Source organism: Novosphingobium sp. ES2-1 (genome assembly GCF_015169775.1).
Taxonomy (GTDB): Bacteria; Pseudomonadota; Alphaproteobacteria; order Sphingomonadales; family Sphingomonadaceae; genus Novosphingobium; species Novosphingobium subterraneum.
The window spans coordinates 2076802-2097146 of sequence record NZ_CP063445.1 but is presented as its reverse complement, the minus strand read 5'-3'; the positions used below and the strand labels follow the sequence as shown (position 1 = coordinate 2097146).

19 protein-coding genes are annotated in these 20345 nt (G+C 62.2%); 5 read left to right on the top strand and 14 right to left on the bottom strand.

Going from position 1 to position 20345, the window contains the following annotated elements; genetic code table 11:
• Nucleotides 1–67: 67 nt before the first annotated feature.
• Nucleotides 68–895 carry a DUF3883 domain-containing protein gene (locus IM701_RS10120; protein WP_230487661.1) on the bottom strand — a complete coding sequence of 276 codons (828 nt, stop codon included), beginning with the start codon at nucleotides 893–895 and terminating at the stop codon, nucleotides 68–70.
• A gap of 191 nt (nucleotides 896–1086) precedes the next feature.
• Here IM701_RS10120 and IM701_RS10115 point away from each other — a divergent pair, with 191 nt between their 5' ends.
• From IM701_RS10115 to IM701_RS10095, 5 genes are all read left to right on the top strand, one after another.
• The gene (locus IM701_RS10115; RefSeq protein ID WP_193826876.1) at nucleotides 1087–4206 is read left to right on the top strand and encodes a helicase-related protein; all 3120 of its coding nucleotides are present in this window, start codon (nucleotides 1087–1089) and stop codon (nucleotides 4204–4206) included.
• A 4-nt stretch (nucleotides 4207–4210) separates the two neighbouring features.
• Nucleotides 4211–5914, top strand: coding sequence for a hypothetical protein (locus IM701_RS10110; RefSeq protein WP_193826875.1), 1704 nt, complete (start codon nucleotides 4211–4213; stop codon nucleotides 5912–5914).
• Nucleotides 5915–6085: 171 nt separating this feature from the next.
• Nucleotides 6086–6958, top strand: a complete 873-nt coding sequence (locus tag IM701_RS10105) for a WYL domain-containing protein (protein WP_230487660.1) — start codon at nucleotides 6086–6088, stop codon at nucleotides 6956–6958.
• On the top strand, nucleotides 6955–7578 hold the full coding sequence (locus IM701_RS10100; RefSeq protein ID WP_230487659.1) for a DUF1819 family protein: 624 nt from the start codon (nucleotides 6955–6957) through the stop codon (nucleotides 7576–7578). Before IM701_RS10105 ends, IM701_RS10100 begins: the two co-directional genes overlap by 4 nt.
• Before the next feature lie 20 nt (nucleotides 7579–7598).
• Nucleotides 7599–8189 carry a DUF1788 domain-containing protein gene (locus tag IM701_RS10095; protein ID WP_230487658.1) on the top strand — a complete coding sequence of 197 codons (591 nt, stop codon included), beginning with the start codon at nucleotides 7599–7601 and terminating at the stop codon, nucleotides 8187–8189.
• 159 nt (nucleotides 8190–8348) lie between these two features.
• Here the strand turns inward: IM701_RS10095 and istB are convergent, their stop codons facing one another.
• The 13 genes from istB to IM701_RS10030 form a co-directional block, all read right to left on the bottom strand.
• Nucleotides 8349–9131: an IS21-like element helper ATPase IstB gene (gene istB, locus IM701_RS10090; protein ID WP_193826872.1), complete on the bottom strand. Its 783-nt coding sequence runs from the start codon at nucleotides 9129–9131 to the stop codon at nucleotides 8349–8351.
• The gene (gene istA, locus IM701_RS10085) at nucleotides 9121–10647 is read right to left on the bottom strand and encodes an IS21 family transposase (RefSeq protein ID WP_193826871.1); all 1527 of its coding nucleotides are present in this window, start codon (nucleotides 10645–10647) and stop codon (nucleotides 9121–9123) included. Before istA ends, istB begins: the two co-directional genes overlap by 11 nt.
• Nucleotides 10648–10737: 90 nt before the next feature.
• Entirely contained in the window at nucleotides 10738–11472 is a 735-nt protein-coding gene (locus IM701_RS10080; protein WP_193826870.1) for a hypothetical protein, read from the bottom strand.
• Entirely contained in the window at nucleotides 11469–15611 is a 4143-nt protein-coding gene (locus IM701_RS10075; protein ID WP_193826869.1) for a phage tail length tape measure family protein, read from the bottom strand. Before IM701_RS10075 ends, IM701_RS10080 begins: the two co-directional genes overlap by 4 nt.
• Nucleotides 15608–15958, bottom strand: coding sequence for a hypothetical protein (locus IM701_RS10070; RefSeq protein WP_193826868.1), 351 nt, complete (start codon nucleotides 15956–15958; stop codon nucleotides 15608–15610). Before IM701_RS10070 ends, IM701_RS10075 begins: the two co-directional genes overlap by 4 nt.
• Nucleotides 15959–16062: 104 nt before the next feature.
• The gene (locus IM701_RS10065) at nucleotides 16063–16479 is read right to left on the bottom strand and encodes a hypothetical protein (RefSeq protein ID WP_193826867.1); all 417 of its coding nucleotides are present in this window, start codon (nucleotides 16477–16479) and stop codon (nucleotides 16063–16065) included.
• 29 nt (nucleotides 16480–16508) lie between these two features.
• On the bottom strand, nucleotides 16509–16970 hold the full coding sequence (locus tag IM701_RS10060; protein WP_193826866.1) for a hypothetical protein: 462 nt from the start codon (nucleotides 16968–16970) through the stop codon (nucleotides 16509–16511).
• Nucleotides 16971–17000: 30 nt separating this feature from the next.
• Nucleotides 17001–17405, bottom strand: a complete 405-nt coding sequence (locus IM701_RS10055; protein WP_193826865.1) for a DUF3168 domain-containing protein — start codon at nucleotides 17403–17405, stop codon at nucleotides 17001–17003.
• On the bottom strand, nucleotides 17402–17965 hold the full coding sequence (locus IM701_RS10050; RefSeq protein ID WP_193826864.1) for an HK97-gp10 family putative phage morphogenesis protein: 564 nt from the start codon (nucleotides 17963–17965) through the stop codon (nucleotides 17402–17404). The genes IM701_RS10055 and IM701_RS10050 overlap by 4 nt, the downstream gene beginning before the upstream one ends.
• Nucleotides 17962–18309 (bottom strand): phage head closure protein, encoded by a 348-nt coding sequence (locus tag IM701_RS10045; protein ID WP_193826863.1) that lies wholly within the window; start codon nucleotides 18307–18309, stop codon nucleotides 17962–17964. Before IM701_RS10045 ends, IM701_RS10050 begins: the two co-directional genes overlap by 4 nt.
• Entirely contained in the window at nucleotides 18300–18842 is a 543-nt protein-coding gene (locus IM701_RS10040; protein ID WP_193826862.1) for a phage head-tail connector protein, read from the bottom strand. The genes IM701_RS10045 and IM701_RS10040 overlap by 10 nt, the downstream gene beginning before the upstream one ends.
• Nucleotides 18842–19042 carry a hypothetical protein gene (locus IM701_RS10035; protein WP_193826861.1) on the bottom strand — a complete coding sequence of 67 codons (201 nt, stop codon included), beginning with the start codon at nucleotides 19040–19042 and terminating at the stop codon, nucleotides 18842–18844. The genes IM701_RS10040 and IM701_RS10035 overlap by 1 nt, the downstream gene beginning before the upstream one ends.
• Nucleotides 19043–19099: 57 nt before the next feature.
• Nucleotides 19100–20332 carry a phage major capsid protein gene (locus IM701_RS10030; protein ID WP_193826860.1) on the bottom strand — a complete coding sequence of 411 codons (1233 nt, stop codon included), beginning with the start codon at nucleotides 20330–20332 and terminating at the stop codon, nucleotides 19100–19102.
• Between the last annotated feature and the right edge of the window lie 13 nt (nucleotides 20333–20345).

Genomic DNA, 20345 nt, shown 5'->3' with positions numbered 1-20345 from the left:
GCAAGGGCGTGTCGGCATATCCGGGACTGTCGGCACGCCCAACCGCCCAAGGCGATCTCACCGCCTTCTATCGCAGCCCCGCCAGAAAACTGGTAGCGGTCAGCTCGAGATGCGCCTCGAGCGGAGGACGCAGCATATAGGCATGTGGCACACGGGCAAAGCTCCAGACCCGAATGAGATGCCATTCGTCACGGCGAGCATCGGCGACGGCCAGTTCATTTCGGGAAATATGGAAAGGGGTGCGTTCCCATCCATTGGTCGTCTTGACCTCGATCAGGCGGTCACGACCGTCAGATTCGAAGCTGGCAATGTCGAAGCCGTAGCCGTCCCCGTCTTGGACTGATGTCCAACGTACCCTTTCCGCCAGATCCTCACGGCCGGCGAATTGCAGTGCCTGCCTTTCGCTGTGCAGGACGAGTTCTTCACCAGCCTTTCCAAGAGCTCGGTTGCGTGCGTCGCGCTCCGCGACATCGAACTTCCGCCCCATCGCTGCAATGAACTCCGGATCGACAGGAGATGGTTCGTTGCGCTGGGTCGGCGGTGGACCGAACTGCAGAAGCGGCGCATTTATCGGCACAGTCCGAGATGGGCGACTAGAGGGTGCCAGCCAATCCGGATGGGCGTCGAGCCATCGGAGGACCCCGTCTACCAAAGCATTCTGGAAATTGGCTGCCGGTTTGTAACCAGTGATCCACGGTTGCCCGAGGCCGAGCATGACGGCGCTGATGTTCTGGTGCTTGAATTCGATTGAGCCCCGACTGCGAGGGATGAGTTCTTGCAGCGCGCGATTGCGTTCAGCCTTTTTGAAGAGTTTACCAGAAATTTCCGCGCCGAGCATCGCGAAGTAATCGGCGACGATCAGGTCGATTTCAGTTTCGCTCCAGGCTTCGGACATCAAGCGATGGTAATCGGCTCAACGGGCTTTGACCAGGCAGGACCTGACCATGCATAAGAGCCCAGCGGAAACAAGCCGGTTGCTGCTTACGGTATTCCCAGTTAGATAATTTGAGGGTCAACTTTCTGTGCGGGTCAATTAACTGATTCGCATCTGCGCGGTTGATAGGGGAACGGGGGGCGCTTGAACCGATGAACTTCAAGCCTGGAGAACGAGTGCGCCTTAAGCGCGATCCTTCCGCAGTGGGGGTCGTTACGGACACGCCCCCGCAAGAGATGACCGGTCGCCTCATGATAGAGGTGGAATTTCCCACCGGTCGCGCCCGCCGCCCAGCCAGCCAGCTTGAACGCGTGGAGGCAGAAGTCGACGCGCTCGAGGATCTTCGCAATGGCAAGCTTTCCTCACCGATTGATCTGCGGCGTACGATCAATCACCTGAGGATGACCGGCAAGCTAGCAGACATGATCTACGCCATGGGTGCCACCAACACCCAGTTTCATGCATATCAGTTCAAACCCCTGTTGAAGCTGCTCAACGCTCCGGCGCGAGGGCTTTTGATTGCGGACGAAGTCGGTCTGGGTAAGACCATTGAAGCAGGGCTGATCTGGACCGAACTGGTTGCCCGCTTCGACGCTCGGCGGCTGCTGGTCGTGTGTCCCAAGCCCCTCGTGGAAAAATGGCGGGCTGAGCTGCGCTCAAAGTTCAACGTGGAAGCCAAGGCGTGCAATGCGGCGGAGCTGATGGACCTGCTGCGCGACGATGCCGAGCGCAAGCAGGGCTTCGCCGCCATCGCATCACTTTCGTCGCTGCGGCCTCCAGCGAAATGGAATGACGATGTGGAGCCTGACCAGTCCGCGAGGGGGCAACTGGCTCGCTACCTGGCTGATGAACGAGATGATGAGCTGTTCGACCTGGTGATCTTCGATGAAGCCCACCACATGCGCAATGCCGATACCGCCAATCATAAACTCGGACAGCTGGTCACCGAGGCTGCAGACTATAGCCTTTTGCTATCCGCCACCCCCATCAACCTGCGCTCGAACGACCTGCGGGTGCTGCTGAAACTGCTTGATCCGGACACGTTTGAAAACGAATGGCAGTTTGCAATCCTGCAGGATGAAAACGCGCCCCTGGTCGCCGCCTGCGAAGCAGCCAGAAATCCGGGTGTTCCCATAGCCTCAGTGGCAAAATTGATAGATGAGCTGCCGCCTGGGCGGATTCTCAAAACCGGGGGGCGTCTCAAGCGCCTTCGCGCTGAACTGAAGTCTGGCGTAGAAGATACCCCTGAAACCAGGGTGCGTTTGGCCGCCCGGCTAGAGGAGATGTCGCTGCTTGGTTCGATTGTGAACCGAACACGACGCCGGGATGTGGCTGAGTTCAAGGTCGAGCGGCGGCCCAAGACCATTCCTTGGGAAATGTCAGCGGACGAACGCAAATTCTATGATCGAATTACGCATGCGATCGAGCGTTACGCCTATGACCGGGATCTCAATGAACGGTTCCTGCTAGCTCAGACACAGCGTCTTCTGGCGTCCAGCCTGGCGTCGGCTTATCGCCATTGGGGGGAGAAGACCGGCAATCTTTCGCTGGATGAAGAGGACGACGACGCGCCGAAATCGGTCCCAGGTCCGCTTGTCAGTGCTCTTGGCGAAATCTGCAATGACCGCACGGTCCTTGCTGAGCTGGAACGGAACGATACCAAGTTCGAGAGGCTGAGCGCTGCGATCAAAGACCTCAAGTCTGCAGATGGCGACCAGAAGCTGATAGTCTTTTCAAGCTTCAGGCGCGTCATCAGCTATCTCAAGGGGCGATTGGAATCCCAGGGGATTAATGTCGTGGAACTCCACGGCGGGATCAAAGAGGACCGCCAGCAGACCGTTGAACGGTTCGCGGATGCGCCAGGCGGCACCGTGCTCCTGACCTCAGAAGTCGGCGGCGAAGGTCTTGACCTGCAATTCTGCCGCATCGTGCTCAATTGGGATCTGCCCTGGAATCCCATGAAAGTTGAACAGCGGATCGGCCGCGTCGATCGTATTGGTCAGCAGTCCGAATCCGTGGACATCATCAATCTTATTGCCAGCAATACCATCGAGGAGATCGTCTATGATCGCCTCTATCAGCGCCTCGACATCATTCGATACGCCCTAGGCGATTTCGAGCCGATTCTGGGCGAGATCGTCAAGGATCTCGACATCATCCTGTCTGACCCCACGCTGAGTCTCGCTGAGCGAGCAGCAGAGATCGACCGCGCGACCCAAGCGGCCGAAGCCCGCAAGCAGCAGGCGGATCAACTGGAGCGTGAGGCGCCTGGGCTCATCGCCCACGGAGAAAACATCCTCAACCGCATCAAGGAGGCCAACGCACCTCACAAAATGCTCTCGAGCAGCGACCTTCGGGACTACATCGTCAGCACGCTCGTGGAGAATTTCCCCGACACCAGATTTGATCGGGTGCCGGGCGCGTCGGTGGAAATCTATGAAGCGCGTCTGTCCTCGCGCGCACAGGCAGAATTCGCACGGTTTCTGGACAGTTCGGCCAAGCGTTACCCGACGCGCTTCAGAAGAGATGCTGGATCTGGTGTCCGTGTCGTATTCGGCAGCAATCCCGACCCGGGCCGCTTTCGCGCGATCGATACCGTACCCATGACACACCCGTTGGCACGGTTCGCATCCGAGATCCGCCAACGCCGCCTCGCCGGTCTCGCCATTCGGCCTGTCACATCGCTTAAGATTTCCCGACAGGAAGCCGGCGGTCTGAAGCAGGGGCGATACGCAGTCGCGGTAGAACGCTGGTCGATCGATGGCCTCGTTCCCGTCGACAAGCTGTTTTATCTCGCATCCGAAATCCGGACGGGCGAGGTTGTCGGACCTGACGATGCCGAAAAGCTGCTCATTCAGGCCCTGACCTCTGATCCCAGCCTCTCGGCACTTACTCCGGCGGAACTGAACAGCGCGATCGATGCTGTCGAAAACAGGATCATCCCGCTCATTGCCAACGCTCGGGACGATTTCGAGAATGCTGAGGCTGCTCGGCATTATGACCAGATCGAAACCCAAATTGCACTGGTCCAGGAACACCGGGAACGAAAACGCACCGACATGAAATCCCGGATTCTCGATCTGGAACTGTCAGGCGGCGATGTCCAACAGAAGGACAAGAAACTGCGATCTGCCAAGATGCTCCAAGGGAAGCTCGATAAATTTCTTGCCCGGATGGACGTCAAACTGGACGATCTGAAGGTCAAGGAGGATGCCTTTGAGATCGCCCAGCCGCAACTCGTCGGCGTGGCGATCATTGAAGTGGCGGGCTGATCCGATGAGCCGAAATCACCGCTTTCCGAAGGCTACGCTCGGTGATCTCGGGTCCGCGCTTGGGGATCTGAAACGCACGTTGATCAAATCTGAAGCCGCAGCTGCTGAAGCCAGACGTCAGCAAGAGGCCGAAGAGAAACGGCGCGCGGCCTCGCAACCGGCAAGGCCGGTTCAGCAGCCGACAGGTCCCAAGCCGAAATTGACGGCGGCAGCCTTGGAACGCCTAAACACGCCGTTACCAGGCGAAGCCAAGGAAGACGCAGCGGAGGGATGGCAGCCGACCGCGTCTCCAACGCCCCACAAACCTGTCGAGGCCGCAAAACCGGTTGCTCGGCCAGCACCTGCGCAAAAGCCCAAGCCTGCCGTGGCCGACGATCCCGCGAAGTTGCGAAAATCCGCTGCGGATCGTGTGCGGGCGCTGGTCGGCGGTTCCACACCTTCGGTCGAGGAGCGGCCGCATTCGATTTCCAATGCGAGCAAAGCAATTATTGACCGCGCCGTTGCTGCTGGATCAGCCATCTTGCGGGATCGTCCAGAACCAGACGAAGACGGTTACATCATTGGCTTCGATTTTGGCACAAGCTCGCTCAAGGTAGCCTATCGTCAGCCTTATGTGGCCGACGATCCTGTGGCCGTGATACCTGTACCAGATGAACTTCGATCCGCACAGCATCCTGGCCTGTGGCAGAGCGTCATCTGGTATCACCCAGGAAACGAGGAATTCTCGCTATATCCGGTGGATGGCGCGATTGCGCTCGACGGTTTCAAAACAGGGTTGATTGCCGGTCATGGCTCGAACCCTATGCCACAGGTGCCTCAGGTCACAAGAGCTGAAGCCGCAACGGCATTTCTGGCTCTGCAGTTCGCCTATATGGTCGGGGCCTACGCTCTTGAGCAGCCACTGCACCCGGTCGGCGCGGATCATTTCGTACTCATCAACATCGGAATTCCAGTCGCTGTTCGTGATGACAAGAGAGCTTTCACGGAGTTTTCCCGCCTGGTAACAGCAGCCTATGCGCTGGCGCCGAAAGTTCGCTCGTTGAACCTGCAGGCATTGAAGGCAGAGCTGGCGGCTGCGCCGTCCACCCTGCCTCCCTACTTGCAGCTTGTGCCTGAACTGACCGCAGCGATCGCTGGATATGCAGCAGACCCCATGGTCCAGCACGGCGCCCATATTCTGATCGATGTGGGGGCATCGACGCTGGATATCGTCTCGTTCAATTTGCAGGCCCAGCTCAGGGCGTCAGTGTTCACAGCGGGCGTGGATCTGTTCGGAGCAGGTGCTCTTGAAGTCGCCCGATCTGCTGGGATCGATGACACCACCTTCGCGCGGGCATGCGATTACCTTTTCGAAGATGTGTATGGGAAGGCCAAGGCCGACACGCGAGCGCCCAGCTTGTTCAAGCCAGGCCGCAGGCGGATGCCGGTCCAATTGGTGATTACCGGAGGCGGGTGCGACACCGACCTCCACACCCGCTATATAAATTTGCTCCCTCAAGACCAGGTGCTTGGGGCCATCCCGTTGAAGCGCCCAGCTCCACCATCGAAGATCCTTCGAGAGAACGGAGATCAGTCGCGTCTCCTGCTCGCCTACGGATTGACCCGTGACGTCACCGAGCTTCACGAATTACGGCTCCCATCAGAGATAGACGACATTCCGCCGCTTCCTGTTCAAACCTTTCGGATGATCGATAAGGATATGGTCTGATCGCGGGCCGCACATCAATCGTTGCAGGACGGACGGGCATCCCGATTGGCCATGCAGGATGGCCTTGGTGGCAACAAGCTGATTGCTGCTGAAGCCATTCCCAGTTAGACGATTTGAGAGTCAACTTTCTGGGCGGGTCCAAAAATTGATTCGCAGGCAAGGGGATTGGCCGTGGACGAGAAACCGAATTTGAGATGGGGCGTCGAGCGCAAGCTCGAGTTCATCGAATTCAGGCTTTTCTGGGAAGGCTACGTCAATCGCGGAGATATCATCGACACCTTCAACGTGTCAGTCAATCAGGCGTCTACGGACCTGAACCGTTACCTCGGCCTGGCACCGGACAACATGAGTTACGATAAGAGTGCCCGAACCTATGTCCGAACATCAGCATTCAAACCGCTTTTCCTGAAACCCGATGCCAGCCTCTACCTGTCGCAAGTGCGTTCGCTGTCGGATGGCCTCCTCGATAAGCATGAGGCATGGATCGGAAACATCCCGGATTTCGGGAGCATCCCTTTCCCGGCCAGAGGCGTGCTTCCGACGGTTCTTCGCACGATCGTAATTGCCATCCGTCGTCATGAGGCGGTCGAAGTTTGCTACCAGTCGATGTCCTCACCAGAGCCGCAATGGCGCTGGATCATTCCCCACGCCCTTGGGTTCGATGGCTTCCGCTGGCATGCACGCGCGTTTTGCGAGCAAAGCGGGCAGTTCAAAGACTTTGTTCTGTCCCGCATCGCGGAAACCAAGCAAAGTCGCCCGGCGGATGCGCGGGCGACAAATGACACGGCGTGGCATGAGTTGGTGCATCTGGAAATCGGGGCTCATCCAGCACTCAGTGATGGTCAGCGTCGCGCTATCGAGCTCGATTACGGGATGACCGATGGGCAAGTGACTATCCCGGTGCGGCGTGCCTTGTTGTACTATGCATTGAAGCGTTTGGGGCTGGACACGGATCCCACAGCCAGGCGCCCTCAGGATCAACAGATCGTGCTGCTGAACGCGGACAAGGTGGCGTTCCTGAACGGGAATGGCGCCAACTCATGATTCAGAAGGCGAGCACCTCAAAATATCGGATGTCCTTCGGCACCGGCGGCCTGTTCCTGAACGAGAGCGTTGCGATCGCACGCCTCTATCAGGAGCTAGGAGACTGGACTGCGGTCAAAAAGGCCGCAGGTGAAAAGGGAGTCATCCCATTCCGCAAACAGTCATCGGTGACCCGCTCGGTCCGGGAGATCGCCAATCGCCTCGAAGTTCTCAAGGCGGACGAGATCGATCTTCTTTGTCATGGTGATTACGCCGATCAGCTTTCGGTCCTCTGGCTGGCACTGTGCCGAGGCTATCGGTTCATTGGTGAGTTCGCGGTTGAACTCCTGTCCGAGCGTTTCCTCAGTTTCCGCACCCACATCACCTACGACGACTTCGATGCGTTCTATGCGGCCAAGGCTGAATGGGAGCCCGAGCTTGAAGCCATCAGCACTTCGACCCGCGAAAAACTGCGTCAGATTCTGTTTAGGCTCATGAGAGAGGCGGGGATCCTTAACCAGGAGGATCATATTTGTCGGGCGCTGCTCTCGCCGAGCTTCATGGCCCTGATGGCGCAATCCGACCCGCATGAACTGCGATATTTCCCGGGCGCGGAGCTCGGCAGGCAAAGGGGTGCCTGATGACAAGAGATACAAACACGATGACGCCCCGAGAGCGTCAGGACCATTTGCTGGAAGTCGTTTCAAGCCAGCGCTTTCTCAGGAAGCTGGGCCTGGGGAACGAGGTTCCTTTCTTCATCTGCCCTTTCCCGGCTGGCGACGCTGTGGACATGGAACAGGTGCGGGGCCAGCTGGTCAGGCAGCTGGCCAATCGCGGCGTCACGGTGCTGGATATCAATCTCTATGATCTGGCAATCGAAATGCTGCGCGAGCGCGGGATCTGGGATGAGCTGATCGCTGCCGAGCCGGGTGTCACAAAGGACGAGCTACAGGAGCTTTTGCAGAACGTCCTTGATCCCGAGACGCACCTCATCCCCGAAATCGGCAAGAGGCTGGCAAGCCAATCGTTTGACGTCCTGTTCCTTTCCGGCGTGGGTGAAGTATTCCCCTATATCCGTTCGCATAACGTGCTGAACAATCTGCAGAGCACGGCCAAGGAAAAGCCAACTCTGATGTTTTTCCCTGGAAACTACACGCACGCCTTGGCCAGCGGGGCCTCGCTGGATCTTTTCGGAATTCTGCACGACGACAAATATTATCGTGCTTTCAACATCTTCAATTACGAGGTCTGAGGGGGCCGATATGACCATTTTGCGCGACATATTCGAGAAGCCCGTCGACCGCCCAATCGAAGGCGTCATCAAGGTGTTGATTTCCGCTGAGAGTTGACCCGGGATTTTCATCGAGAAGTGACCCGGGTTGAAGTTATGTCCCGCGATGCGGGGATGGGGTCAAGCGGGTGATTTTTCCTTTCGTGTTTTGGGCGCGGCGGCGGTGCTGGCTCTGAAGCGGAAGCTGTCGTTTCCGGTCTCCAGGATGTGGCAGTGATGGGTAAGCCGATCGAGCAGCGCGGTGGTCATCTTGGCATCGCCGAACACGCCAGCCCACTCGCTGAAGCTGAGGTTGGTGGTAATGACGACGCTGGTGCGCTCGTAGAGTTTGCTGAGCAGGTGGAACAGCAATGCACCGCCTGACGAGCTGAACGGCAGGTAGCCGAGCTCGTCGAGGATGACGAGGTCGAGGCGCAGCAGCCGTTCGGCCAGCTGGCCCGCCCTGTTCATGGCCTTTTCCTGCTCGAGCGCGTTGACCAGGTCGACGGTGGCGAAGAAGCGGACCTTCTTGCGATGATGCTCGACCGCCTGGATGCCGAGCGCGGTGGCGATGTGGGTCTTGCCGGTGCCCGGCCCGCCGATCAGCACGACGTTGTGTGCGCCGTCGATGAACTCGCCGCGGTGCAGTTGGCGGACCATGGCCTCATTGATCTCGCTGGAAGCGAAGTCGAAGCCGGCGAGGTCCTTGTAGGCGGGGAAGCGGGCGGCCTTGATCTGGTAGGCGATCGAACGGACCTCACGCTCGGCGACCTCGGCCTTGAGCAGCTGTGACAGGATCGGCACCGCGGTATCGAAGGCCGGTGCGCCCTGCTCGACGAGTTCGCTGACGGCCTGGGCCATGCCGTACATCTTGAGGCCGCGTAGCATGACCACGACGGCAGCACTGGCAGGATCATGACGCACGGGCGGTCTCCTTGTTGCGGAGCGCGTCGTAGCGCTCGACGTTGGCCCTGGGCTCGCGGACCAGGCTCAGCGCCTGTGGAGCGTCGATCCTCGGCGGAGTACCGGCCTTGCCGTCGGTCAGCCGGTGCAGGATGTTGAGGATGTGGGTCTTGGTCGGAACGCCGGCCTCGAGCGCCAGCTCGACGGCGCAAAGCACCGCCTGCTCATCGTACTGCAGGACGAGCGCGAGGATCTCGACCATCTCCCGGTCACCGCCGGGACGTTTGAGCAGATGGCCCTGCAGCCGCCGAAACGCATCGGGCAGTTCGGCGAAGGGCGCGCCATTGCGCAGGGCGCCAGGCTTGCGCTGGATCACCGCCAGATAGTGCCGCCAGTCGTAGACCGTCCGCCCCGGCAGGTGGTGCGAGCGTTCGATGATCCGGTCATGCTCGCACAGGATCTGGCCTTCGGCGGCAATGACGATCCGGTCGGGATAGACGCGCAGGCTGACCGGCCGGTTGGCGAAGGATGCCGGCACGCTGTAGCGGTTGCGCTCGAAGTGTATGAGGCAGGTCGGCGAGACCCGCTTGGCGTGCTCGACGAAGCCGTCGAAGCTCCGCCCCAGCGGCATCAGGCTGACTACCTCGTCGGCCCAGGCATCGGCGATCGTGCCGGGCAGGACGCCATGCTGGATCTGGCCCCATTGTTCGATGCAGCGCTGTTCGAGCCAGGCGTTGAGCGCCGCCAGATCGGGGAAGCTGGGCAGTGGCTGCCACAACCTGCGCCGGGCATCCTGGACGTTCTTCTCGACCTGTCCCTTCTCCCAACCGGCGGCCGGGTTGCAGAAATCCGGCTCGAACAGGTAGTGGCTGGCCATCGCTGCGAACCGGGCGTTGACCTGTCGGACCTTGCCGGCGCCGATCCGGTCGACCGCGGTCTTCATATTATCAAAGATCCCGCGCCGGGGGACGCCGCCTAGAACCCGGAATGCCTGGGTCAGCGCGTCGAACAGCATCTCGTGGGTCTGCAGCAGATATGCCCTGACGATGAACGCGCGGCTGTGCGACAGCTTGCTGTGCGCCACCTGCAGCTTGGTCCGCTCGCCGGCAATGATCGCCCAGTCCTCGCTCCAGTCGAACTGGAACGCCTCGCCCGGCGCGAACGCCAGCGGGACGAAAGTGCCGCGGCCGCTGGTCTGGGCATCACGCTGCCGCTCGGCCTTCCAGGCTCGCACGAACGCGGCGACGCGGTTGTAGGAACCGTCATAGCCGAGTGTTACCAGATCGGCGTGCATCTGCTTGGCCGTGCGCCGCTGCTTGCGCGACCTGCCGACCTCGATCCGTAGCCATGCTGACAGCTTCTCGGCGAACGGGTCGAGCTTGCTTGGCCGCTCGGGAACCTTGAACTTGGGCTCTACCGTGCCGGCGCGCAGGTACTTGCGGATCGTGTTGCGCGACAATCCGGTACGTCGCTCAATCTCCCGGATCGGCATCCCTTCGCGGAAATGCCAGCGCCGGATTACGCTCAATAACGCCATGTCGATCACTCCTTGATCCCCCGACGCAAATGCCAGGGGGAAGCTCAGAACATGGGTCACTTCTCAGTGGAAACTTTGGACCTTCCCGGGTCAACTCTCAGCGGAAATCAACAGCATGACGACCCGAGCGGTCATGCGCTTGGCAAAGGCGCGCTCCACAACCGAGATGACGCCAAACTGGTCGGCTTCCTTGCGGCTGTAATCGATGATGCCGATGTCTACGCCGTGTTCGGTGTCTCCCAGCGAGAGCTGACGCCCCAGCAGCAACGACCCGCACGACACGATGTCGGCCGGATTATCGCGGGTGATGGTGACGGTGACGACGCCATTGGCGTAGACCGGCACATCGAGGAACAGCAGCGTCGACTTGCGCCCGATCGGCTCGAAGAACCAGGAGAACCAGTTGTCGATGGCATTGCCGCCGAGGTTGAAGCTCAGCGTGCTTGTGTAGTTGGTCACCCCATCGACGGTCAGCGTGACGGTGGCGCTTTCGGCATCGGTATCGATCAGCGCCACGGCATCGACCGCGCCTGGCGCCAGGACGGCCTGGAGTGACGCCGCCCGGGTGCTGGCCGTGCCGACCCGCGCATCAAACATCGCCCAGCGGTTGGTGGGACCAAGGTCCAGCCACTTCGTCGGATCGGTCGCCGGGTTGACCCCGGTCGAGGCCGCCAGTGCCTCGTAGCGCCGGTGGGTTGAGGCAAGGATCACCCGGTTGCCGGTCACGTAGGCTGTGCCGACACTCCAGGCCGGATGGTCATTTTCGGGCACGGTGCTGCTGGTCAGCATGGCATCGGTGATCGTGACGGGACGTAGCAGCTTCATGCCGCCGTCCTCGTCGACAGGGCGTCGCCATCCGGGGTCACCCGTTCGAGGATGCGAGCGGTCTTGCTCGTCCCCGAAGCGATCGCGGCCGAGGCAATGCGCTGTTCACCGCGCAGGTCCGCCACTTCCTGCCGCAGCGCCCGAAGTTCATCGAGCAGCGCCGACTGGCCACCATTCCCTGGAACGGATGCCGTGCCCATCTGGTTGGCCGCGAACTGCTCCCACCAGCCGGGTGCGCTGGATGCGGCCGCGCCTGTATCGGTGGCCGTGCCGCTCCCGGCAGCCTGACTGATGATCGCCAGCGTCTGTTCCAGACTGACCGCCGTCAGGCCCTGCAGGCGCGCAAGATCCTCGGACGACCGGGCGGTTTCGGCAGCCTGTGACAGCAGCGCCTGGCTCAGACCCGGCAGCGCCTTGGCGGCCTCCTGGTCACCACCGCGAGCCAGCATGGAAGCATTGTTGAACTTCGCCAGCGCCTCGGCATAGCTGCCGGACTTCGTGCCCATGACGCCGCGGATCCGCTCGATCTCGGCCATCAGGGCATCGGTGATCGCCGCCCATGCCGAGCGCAGCTTCTCGGCGGCACTGGCTGCCGCTTCAGCTGCCTGCCGCTGGTCCTCGAGCGCCCAGATCTGCTGCTGCAGCGCCCGGTTGGATGCGTCGAGCTGGGCAAGGTCGAGCGCCCGCAGCGCCGCGGTATCGCCCTGCAGTTCCAGCAGGCGGCGCTCGAGCGACAGGCGTTCGTCAGCAATGGCGGCCGCGCTGGCCGCATCCTGTGCTGCGCCCACCAGGTCCGCGAACGCCGGGGCTAGCTGGACCAGGGCGACATAGGCAGCGCGCCCGGCCTCAGTGGTGAGGTCCTGCGCTTCGACCAGCGCCCGGAAACCGGCGATGCTGTCGGGCATGGCAAGCCCCATGCTGGCCAGCGCCTTCGTCATTTGGGCCGTGCGGGCGGCGGCCTGTTCGGTGCCGGTGTAATAGAGCGCAAAATACTCAGCCGTAGCCGCGGTCATGTCGCTGACCGTGCCGAACATTTCGACCAGATCCATCGACGCGGCGATCGTCAGCTGTGTGGACCGGCCCAGCATGGTCATGGCGCTGGTGACCGCCTCGACGCTCGAGGCGACCCGGATCAGGGTCTCGAAATAGCCTTCGCCAACCTTCTGGAACTGGTCGAGACCGGCAATGGCGTAGCGGGCCAGGTTGTCGGCCGCCGCGCCGAACACGGCCGCCAGTTTCTCCTGGATCTGCGCGCCGGTCAGGCCCTTGAGGTCAATCTTGCCGATGTTGATGACGAAGCTGTCGAGCCGAGCCTGCACCTCGTCGAGCGACAGACCCAGCGGTCCGGCAGCGGCCGAGATGGCATCGTAGAAGCCGGTGAAGATCAGGCTGAACTGACGTTCCAGTTCGGCGCTGGCCTCGGAATATTGCGTGCTGTAGCGGGTGCTGGTCGTGATCCCGAGGAACTTCTTCTTTTTCTGGATGTCGGTGTAATACTGGCCCTGGAACCCGCCGGCCATGATGCCGCCGAGCGACTGGGCACCGCCATAAATACCCTGGCCGACAACGCTGGTCTTGGTGCCGAACAGCGAACCGATCAGCTTGCCGATCGCGCCCACGACACCGCCGAGGATACCGCCGATCACCGGGATCTTGTCGAGGACCGAGCCCACTTTCTGCATCGCACCGCCCAGGATGGCGGTGACGCCGGTCGGCTTGAACCCGGTCTGCACGCCGGCAGCAAGGTCTTCGGCGCCATTGGTGCGGATGATGAGATTGGTGAGCCCGCCTATATTGGCCTCGATGCTTCGCAGCGACGCCAGCATGGCCGCCGAATAGCGCATGGTCAGCGTGTCGACCTCGCGCAGGTGATCGATGGCTTTGGCGATGCTTTCGGACTTGGCTTCCGCATCCCCGAACACCGTGCCGGTGCCGTCGTTGGCAGGTTCAAGTTTCGGTCCACCACCGCCAAAGGCCCCCCCGATCGCGACACCGAGCGAGGCAATGACCCCGGCCGTGACCGCGCCGGCCGCAATGTTGAGCGGGAACGGCAGCGAGCGGATCGCATTTACGACGGCCTCCACCGCCTTGATGCCGGTGGTGATGATCGAGTTGCCCTGTTCGACACCGGCCCGCGCCGTATCGGACGCGTCCATGGCAGTGTCGGAGGCAACCTTGGCGGTCGTCTGCGCACCGATCAGCCCGATCTTTACCGCGGCGTTCTTGATCGCGACGGCCAGTTCATAGGCCCGGAAGGCCTTCTCGGCCGCTTCCAGCGCCTGGAACCCCTTGGACCCCGCCTTGAAGAAGCCCTTCGCGGCGCTGGCGAGATTGCCGTAGTGGTTGATCTCGGCCGCTGCCTGCGCAGTGCGGGCTGCGGCATACTGAAACGAAGACCGGCCATATTCGCGCTCGGCCTCGGCAATGCGCCGGGTGGCGGCCTCCTGGTCAGCAGCATAGCGCGCAAACTCTGCAGCGACTGCCCCGATGGCACCGCCGACACTGCCGAAGGCTTCGGCCATGCCCTGCGCGGCGGTCTGGGTCTGGTCCGCCATCTCCTGGAGCGTATCGAGATACTGCTCCTGTTCCTTCAGGCCGAAATCATGCTCGATCAGCTGGTTGCGCGCGGCGCGATAGCGTTCCCACGCCTCGACCCCGCGCTCGAGCACGATCTGCTCGCGTTCGGCCTCGAGATTGGCCAGCGCCTGCGCGCGGGCCGACTGGCCGAGCAGCGAGACCTGCAGTTCGAGCGGGGCCACCGTCTGGCGCAGGAACTCCGAGGTCGCGAAAGCGCGGGTGGCCTGCTCCCAGGCTTCGCCGGCTTCGAGAATGGCAATGCGCGCGGCGTCAGTCGGGGCTTTCAGTGCCGCCATGGCGACTTCCATCCGCTTGATCTCGATCGGCGTCTTGCCGATCTTGGCGGTTTCCAGGGCAAGATTGGCGGCAAACTCCTGAGCGGCCTGGAGGGCGCGCTCGGCTTCGCTTTCCTCGCGGCTGCTGCGGCCGGTTCCGGTGCGGCCGGCCCGGTCCGAGCGATCAGCGCGGATCCCTGCCGCATCGGCAGCGAGCCGATCGCGGGCCGCCTGCAGCGTGTTCTCGCGCCACTGTGCCGAAAACGCATCCATCATGGTCATGGCGTCGCCAAAGGCCGAGGTGAACTCGTCGCGCACCGTGGCCCCCATGCGGGCGGTCGAGCCGGCAAAGCTGTTTTCCATGCGCGGCAGGGCAACCGTCTCGATCTGGCTGATGGTGGCAAGGCCGACCCGATCGAGCACCGGATTGACCCAGCTGGCCAGCCAGTTGAGCGCGGCGATGGCCTTGTTGGCAAGATACTCGATCCCGCTGATGGCCAGGTTGGCGGCCCCAACGGCGGCTTCGCCGATCACGCCGGGCAGCGCCTGCCAGACGGTGCGGATCGCGCTGAACCCGCCGACCCACCCGGCATAGATCACTGCGATGCTGATCTTGCCGACCTCGAGCACCTTCTGGAATGCCCAGACTGCCCAGTCCTTGAGGCTGGAGAAGACTGCGCCGAGGTTGAGCCCGTCGCTGATCGTGCGCCAAAGCCCGCGCACGACGTCGCCGGCCGTGATCCCGACCGGCCCCAGCTTTTCCATCTCCTTGGCGGTGAGGCCAAGGCTCTGGGCATAGCGGTCGAGTTCGCCCGACTGCTTGACGCTCGACTGGAACATCTTGAACGCGCCGAACGCAATCCCGGCTGCCGCTGCTGCAGCCAACAGATAGGGATTGGTGAGCGCGGCAGCCGCTGCACTGGCAGCAAGTCCCAGCACCGCCCGGGCCATGCCGCCAATGCCGACACCGGCCTGCATCGCGATCTGGCCGATCTGCGAGCCCTGCTGCATGAACACGGTCATCGGCTTCTGGCCCGAGGCCAGGCTCACAACCACATCGTTCAACTGGTAGACGAGGTTCTGCATCTGGTGACCGGCAAGCTTTGCAGACCCGCCCATGCGGGTCATGCCGCGCGTACCGACTGCCTCAATAGCCCGGTCAGCGCGACCGGAGGTCGCCGCGATATCGCCCATGGCGCCGCCAACCGCACGCTTCATGTCGGCCATCTCCTTCTGGAGCCGGGCAACATTGGTGATCATCTCGATTTCGAGGGTGCCGGCTTTCATGAGGCATCCTCCTTCGACAGGATCAGCGCCCGGAAGGCCTGGGAGACTTTCCGGGAGATGGTGGTTCGGTTGTGACCTTCGGCAATGTCGGTCCATGGCGCTGGGCAATCGGGTTCGCGCGCATTCTGGCTTTCGGTGACGAACTCGACCGAGAGACGGCGGAGCAACCGGCAGAGCCAGGGCGCGAGGTCAACGCCCATGCACGACTGCCAATGGGTGATAGTCGCCCACGACAGCGGCACCGGTCCCATGGCGCCGGGTTCGGATGCGCCGATGTCCATCAGGGTATCGATGATCCATGGGGCCCGGACCGGCGGCATGTCAGGGACGATACCGTCCGCTGTCATGCGCTGGAGCCGGGTCTGCGTATCAGGATCTTCCGTTGCCTTGCTGCCGGACTGGCGCGGCTTCGGCGCGGTGCCGAGCCAGGCCAGCTGCCGGACGTAGAGGCTCAGCTCGCGGCCGAGCTCGTCGTAAAATTTGCCCAGTCATTGATGTGGGTCGCGACCTGGGCCGCGATGAAGCCGATCGAGGGATCCTCGTAGGCCTTGCGGAACAGGGCGGCGCCTTCCAGCCCTTCGGCCGGCGGATAGGTGAAATGGTTGAAGCTGACCGTGCAGGCAGCGAGGAACTCGGCCTGTTCGCCGAGCTTTTCCTCGGCCGTCTGATCCATGCGCCCACGCTTCTTGATCTTGTCGACCAGCAGGTTCTGCTGGCGGGCCTGGGCGCGCTGGTAGATCCGCGTGCCCGGCCCATAGACCGTGATCGAGAGACGGTTGCCGTCTGCATCATGGAGCGGCGCGTCATCGCCGCCCACCAGTTCCACGGTGGAGGTCTCGGTGGCGGCGAGCTTGGTAATGTCGAACATGGGTGGTCTCCGTCAGAAAATGTCAGGGATCAGGGCGCGAGAACTTCAACCACGCCGACACCGGCGGAGTTCGTGGTGAGTTCGAGGGTGACGCTGGCCGTGGTGATCTGGTCAACCGAGCCGACGTTGACCTTGAAACTCATGACCTGCGCCTGGAAGTAGTATTTGTCGCCGTTCTGGGTGGTGACGCAGAAGCTGTGGTCGCTGTCCGAGGTCGAAGCGGATTTCAGCAGGATCTGACCGGCATCGTCGGTATCGAGGCCCATCTGGATGGTCATCGTGCCCTGGTTGAAGCTGCCCTTCTTCTTGACGACGCCGCGGCTGCCGACCGGATTGAAGGCGACAAGATTGTATTCCCGGCCGAACTCACCGAGGTCCGATACCTCGCCGACCAGCGTCATCACGAGCGCATTGTATCCGGTGGGATCGAAGGTCGCAGGAATGGAGGCCGACACCTTCAACGTGGTGCCGGCGGAAGTCCGAACGGTCATGGCAGTGGTTCCTTATTGAAGGTGGGAGGCTCAGCGCGCCTCGTTGAATGAGACGCGGAAATCCTGCGTCTGCATGTGGATGCCGGTCTCCTCGTCGAGGAAGTCTGGTCCGGCGGAGTCGGTGTGGACGGTCACGTCGGTGAGCCCGTCGGTTGCGGGCATGCTGTCGGCTGCGGCCGCCCTGACCGCGCGCATAATGGCCTTGGCGGCCGGATAGCTGGCAGCCAGCACCGTGACCTGCACCCGCTCGATCACCCGGCGTTTCGGACCCGGAGCGGGAATATTCCGGTCCGTGCTGCTGACCGACATGAGTGAGATCGCCGGCAGCGCAGTGCCCTGCGGCAGCATTCCAGCGGCAATCCGCACTGCGGGCACAAGCGCCGTCACCCCGGTGTCAGCCACCAAGAGCGAACGGACCGCGATGACCCCGTTCATTCGTCATCGACCTCGAGGCTGGGCGCCTTCAGGTTCCCGATCTGAACCCGGTGCGCGATGTAGGCGCCCATGGCGTTGACGGCTTCTTCGGCCTTCTGGTCGAGTGCCGGGCGGAGGAACGGCTTTGCGGCATGCCCGGGATGCATGACCATCGGGCCGACAAAATGTTCGCCGATCTTCAGGCTGCCGCGCTTCACCATCTTGTTGATCGTGCCGATGCTGACCTTGCGGGGACCGTGGCGGGTGTTGCGCTCGGGCTTGTCGGCCTCGGAAACCGAAATGAGGTGCGGCGCGACGCCATATTCGATGAACAGGCCGAGATAGGAGCCAGACCCACGCAGCTTGACGTACGAACTGAGCCGACTGCCGTGGGTGCGGGTGCCGATCCCGATTGCGCGCTTCAACTGCCCGGTCTTCACCGGCACATTGGCCTTGGCCTGCTGCTGGATGACCTTGGCGCCCGCGCGCAGGCCGCCACGGATGACGTTGCGCTCGAGGTTCTTGGGCAGTTCATCGAGCAGGCGCAGCAGTTCGGGACCGCCCTTGAGCCAGATCGTCATGGTGCGGCTCCTTCGCTGGTGTGCTGCTCGACAATGAGCTCGATGCCCTCGCGGCGACCGATTTCGGCCGGGCCTGACACGATCTGGAGAGTCCGATCGCCGATGATCACCCGCATGTCCGGGGTGATCCCGGCGAGATGGCGCATCCGGATCCGCGCCGGCCGGTTGGCGATGACAATTCTGTCGGCCAGGCGTTCGGCCCTGCTGGGCAGAACGTCCTCGACCTCGGCCCAGACCGTTGCGAATTCCACCCAGGTGACGGCTTCGGTGCCATACAAAGGGTCAGAGGTGACGGATTTGCGCTCGATCCGGATCCGGGTGTCGAGCCTGGATGCTAGACCCATCGCGCGGCCAGCTGGTTCACGAGGGTATCGAAGGCTAGGCAGGAAGCACCCTCGCGGTTTTCGAACAGGGAGGCGGTTTTCACGAGGACCGCGGCCCGGGAGATCTCCAGATTCGGGTGATCCTCGGCAAAACCGGCCGACAGGGTAATGGTGATCTGCCCATCTGGAGCGAGCTCAGGCCATGATTTACCGGCTGCTGGCCGGATCCGCATGAATCCATGGCGTGCCCGGGCAACATAGTCGGCCTCAGGCAAGCTAACCGTCGCACCGCTGGTGGCAGTGTAGGTGATGGCCGCAATGGTCACCGGCCGGACCGGCACGGTGATTTCATCGGGCCAGGCGTCCAGCACCATGGCCAGTGTCTGCGGACACACCCGCAGATCGGCGAGCCATTCAAGCTCGGCCTGGGCCGCATCAAGGTGGATGGCCAGCAGCATGTCCTCGTCATGGGTATCGAGACGCAGCTGCTGGCGTGCTTCCTCAAGCGTCACGGGACGGTCCTGGGGCGGCTCGATCGTTACAATCTCGGACATTATTCCGCCTTGGTGCGGTGCGTGGATCCCGATTTGCGCGTGACCGCCGGTGCAGGTTCGTCGGATGCAACTTCCACCGCGAGCCCGCGTTCGATCAGCTGGCGGCCGAAGTGGTCGTCGAGCTCGAAGCTCTGGCCGGCCAAGATGTTGTTGGAGCTGACCGAGCTGATGTGCAGGGTATCAAGGGCTTTGAGGATCATGGGTTATCCCTTCCGGTGGATGAGAGGGGCCGGAACGAGCCGGCCCCATCATCATCATCAGGCGGCCGTTGCCGCGGTGGCAGCTGCCGCGAAGTCGCCCTTCACGAAAGCCTCGGGCCGGTAGACCGCGAGCGCGAGACGCTCTTCGGCCAGGACCGTCACGAGGTTCTTGCGGAAGTTCTGGTCGTCCTCGGTCGAGATTTCGACCATGGCATCCATGCGGTCGAAGATCTGCGCACCGAGCTGGAAGGCGCCGGTCAGGAACTTGCCCGTCGCCATCGACTGCGTTGCCACCACCGGCTGGCCCCAGAGAGTCGGCGAGAGGTTGCCCTGCGGATTGCCGATGATGAACTGGCCGGTCGTGTCCTTGAGCAGTTCGATCGCCGCCCAATCCGACGGATGCAGCACGACTACCGTCGACATGAGCTCGGAAAGAGCCGTCTGCAGCATGGCGAGGCGCAGGACATCAATGCGGGTGACAGGTGCCGGGATCGTGATCGGCGGCGCGAATGCAGTCGCCTGAGTGTAAACGCCGTGCAGGTCGGTGCCGGTGCCGCCGCCGTTCAGCAGCTGGTTCTCTTCAACGAGCGCCAGGCCATAGGTCAGGCGGCCGTCGATGTAGGACTGCAGCATCGGCACGTCGTCGAGGATCTGGCGGGTGGCCAGAACCCAGTGAGCGATCGTGGTGACGCTGCTGGTCACGACATCGAACTTGATGTCGGTCTGCGGCTTGGAGGCGCCGGCCGTTTCCGAAACGGTGGCCGCTGCATTCGTGAAGCCGGTTTCCTTCACATACTGCACCGCATTGCTGTTGGTGCGACCCGGGGTCAGCAGGTCGCGAACAGTCAGGCGGCGCTGGCCTGGGGTGATGATCCCCGGCTGACGATCGGGCACGATGAGGTCGCCGGCCGAGCCGTTGGCATCGGTCGTGAGGGCAGAGACAATCGCCTTGACCTCGACACTGGCGCGGCCGCGGGCGGTCTTGCTGTTCAGGAACGGCTTGATGGTGTCGGACGAAACGACGCGTTCACCGATGGTCCGATAGTCGGAGCGTTCGTCGTCCTGCTTTTTGCGGGCGAGCTTCTGCTCGACTTCGTCGAGGCGAGCCTTGGCTTCATTGAGCGCGGTTAGCGCCTCGTCGGCCAGCTGCTTGGTCGCAGCCGAGAGCTCTTCACCCTTGGCAGCCTTGCCCAGCGCCTCTTCGGCGATGGCTTTCACCTGGTCATGGCGCGTATCGAACGCAGCCTTCACTTCTTGCGCCAACTGGTCGGCGCTCTTGGTCTCGGTCATGGGATTGCTCCGT

Bases quoted from the DNA above. Each gene is read 5' to 3' on its own strand.
- IM701_RS10120 (WP_230487661.1), bottom strand. From the start codon at position 895: ATGTCCGAAGCCTGGAGCGAAACTGAAATCGACCTGATCGTCGCCGAT.
- IM701_RS10115 (WP_193826876.1), top strand. From the start codon at position 1,087: ATGAACTTCAAGCCTGGAGAACGAGTGCGCCTTAAGCGCGATCCTTCC.
- IM701_RS10110 (WP_193826875.1), top strand. From the start codon at position 4,211: ATGAGCCGAAATCACCGCTTTCCGAAGGCTACGCTCGGTGATCTCGGG.
- IM701_RS10100 (WP_230487659.1), top strand. From the start codon at position 6,955: ATGATTCAGAAGGCGAGCACCTCAAAATATCGGATGTCCTTCGGCACC.
- IM701_RS10095 (WP_230487658.1), top strand. From the start codon at position 7,599: ATGACGCCCCGAGAGCGTCAGGACCATTTGCTGGAAGTCGTTTCAAGC.
- istA (WP_193826871.1), bottom strand. From the start codon at position 10,647: ATGGCGTTATTGAGCGTAATCCGGCGCTGGCATTTCCGCGAAGGGATG.
- IM701_RS10080 (WP_193826870.1), bottom strand. From the start codon at position 11,472: ATGAAGCTGCTACGTCCCGTCACGATCACCGATGCCATGCTGACCAGC.
- IM701_RS10075 (WP_193826869.1), bottom strand. From the start codon at position 15,611: ATGAAAGCCGGCACCCTCGAAATCGAGATGATCACCAATGTTGCCCGG.
- IM701_RS10070 (WP_193826868.1), bottom strand. From the start codon at position 15,958: ATGACAGCGGACGGTATCGTCCCTGACATGCCGCCGGTCCGGGCCCCA.
- IM701_RS10065 (WP_193826867.1), bottom strand. From the start codon at position 16,479: ATGTTCGACATTACCAAGCTCGCCGCCACCGAGACCTCCACCGTGGAA.
- IM701_RS10060 (WP_193826866.1), bottom strand. From the start codon at position 16,970: ATGACCGTTCGGACTTCCGCCGGCACCACGTTGAAGGTGTCGGCCTCC.
- IM701_RS10055 (WP_193826865.1), bottom strand. From the start codon at position 17,405: ATGAACGGGGTCATCGCGGTCCGTTCGCTCTTGGTGGCTGACACCGGG.
- IM701_RS10050 (WP_193826864.1), bottom strand. From the start codon at position 17,965: ATGACGATCTGGCTCAAGGGCGGTCCCGAACTGCTGCGCCTGCTCGAT.
- IM701_RS10045 (WP_193826863.1), bottom strand. From the start codon at position 18,309: ATGGGTCTAGCATCCAGGCTCGACACCCGGATCCGGATCGAGCGCAAA.
- IM701_RS10040 (WP_193826862.1), bottom strand. From the start codon at position 18,842: ATGTCCGAGATTGTAACGATCGAGCCGCCCCAGGACCGTCCCGTGACG.
- IM701_RS10035 (WP_193826861.1), bottom strand. From the start codon at position 19,042: ATGATCCTCAAAGCCCTTGATACCCTGCACATCAGCTCGGTCAGCTCC.
- IM701_RS10030 (WP_193826860.1), bottom strand. From the start codon at position 20,332: ATGACCGAGACCAAGAGCGCCGACCAGTTGGCGCAAGAAGTGAAGGCT.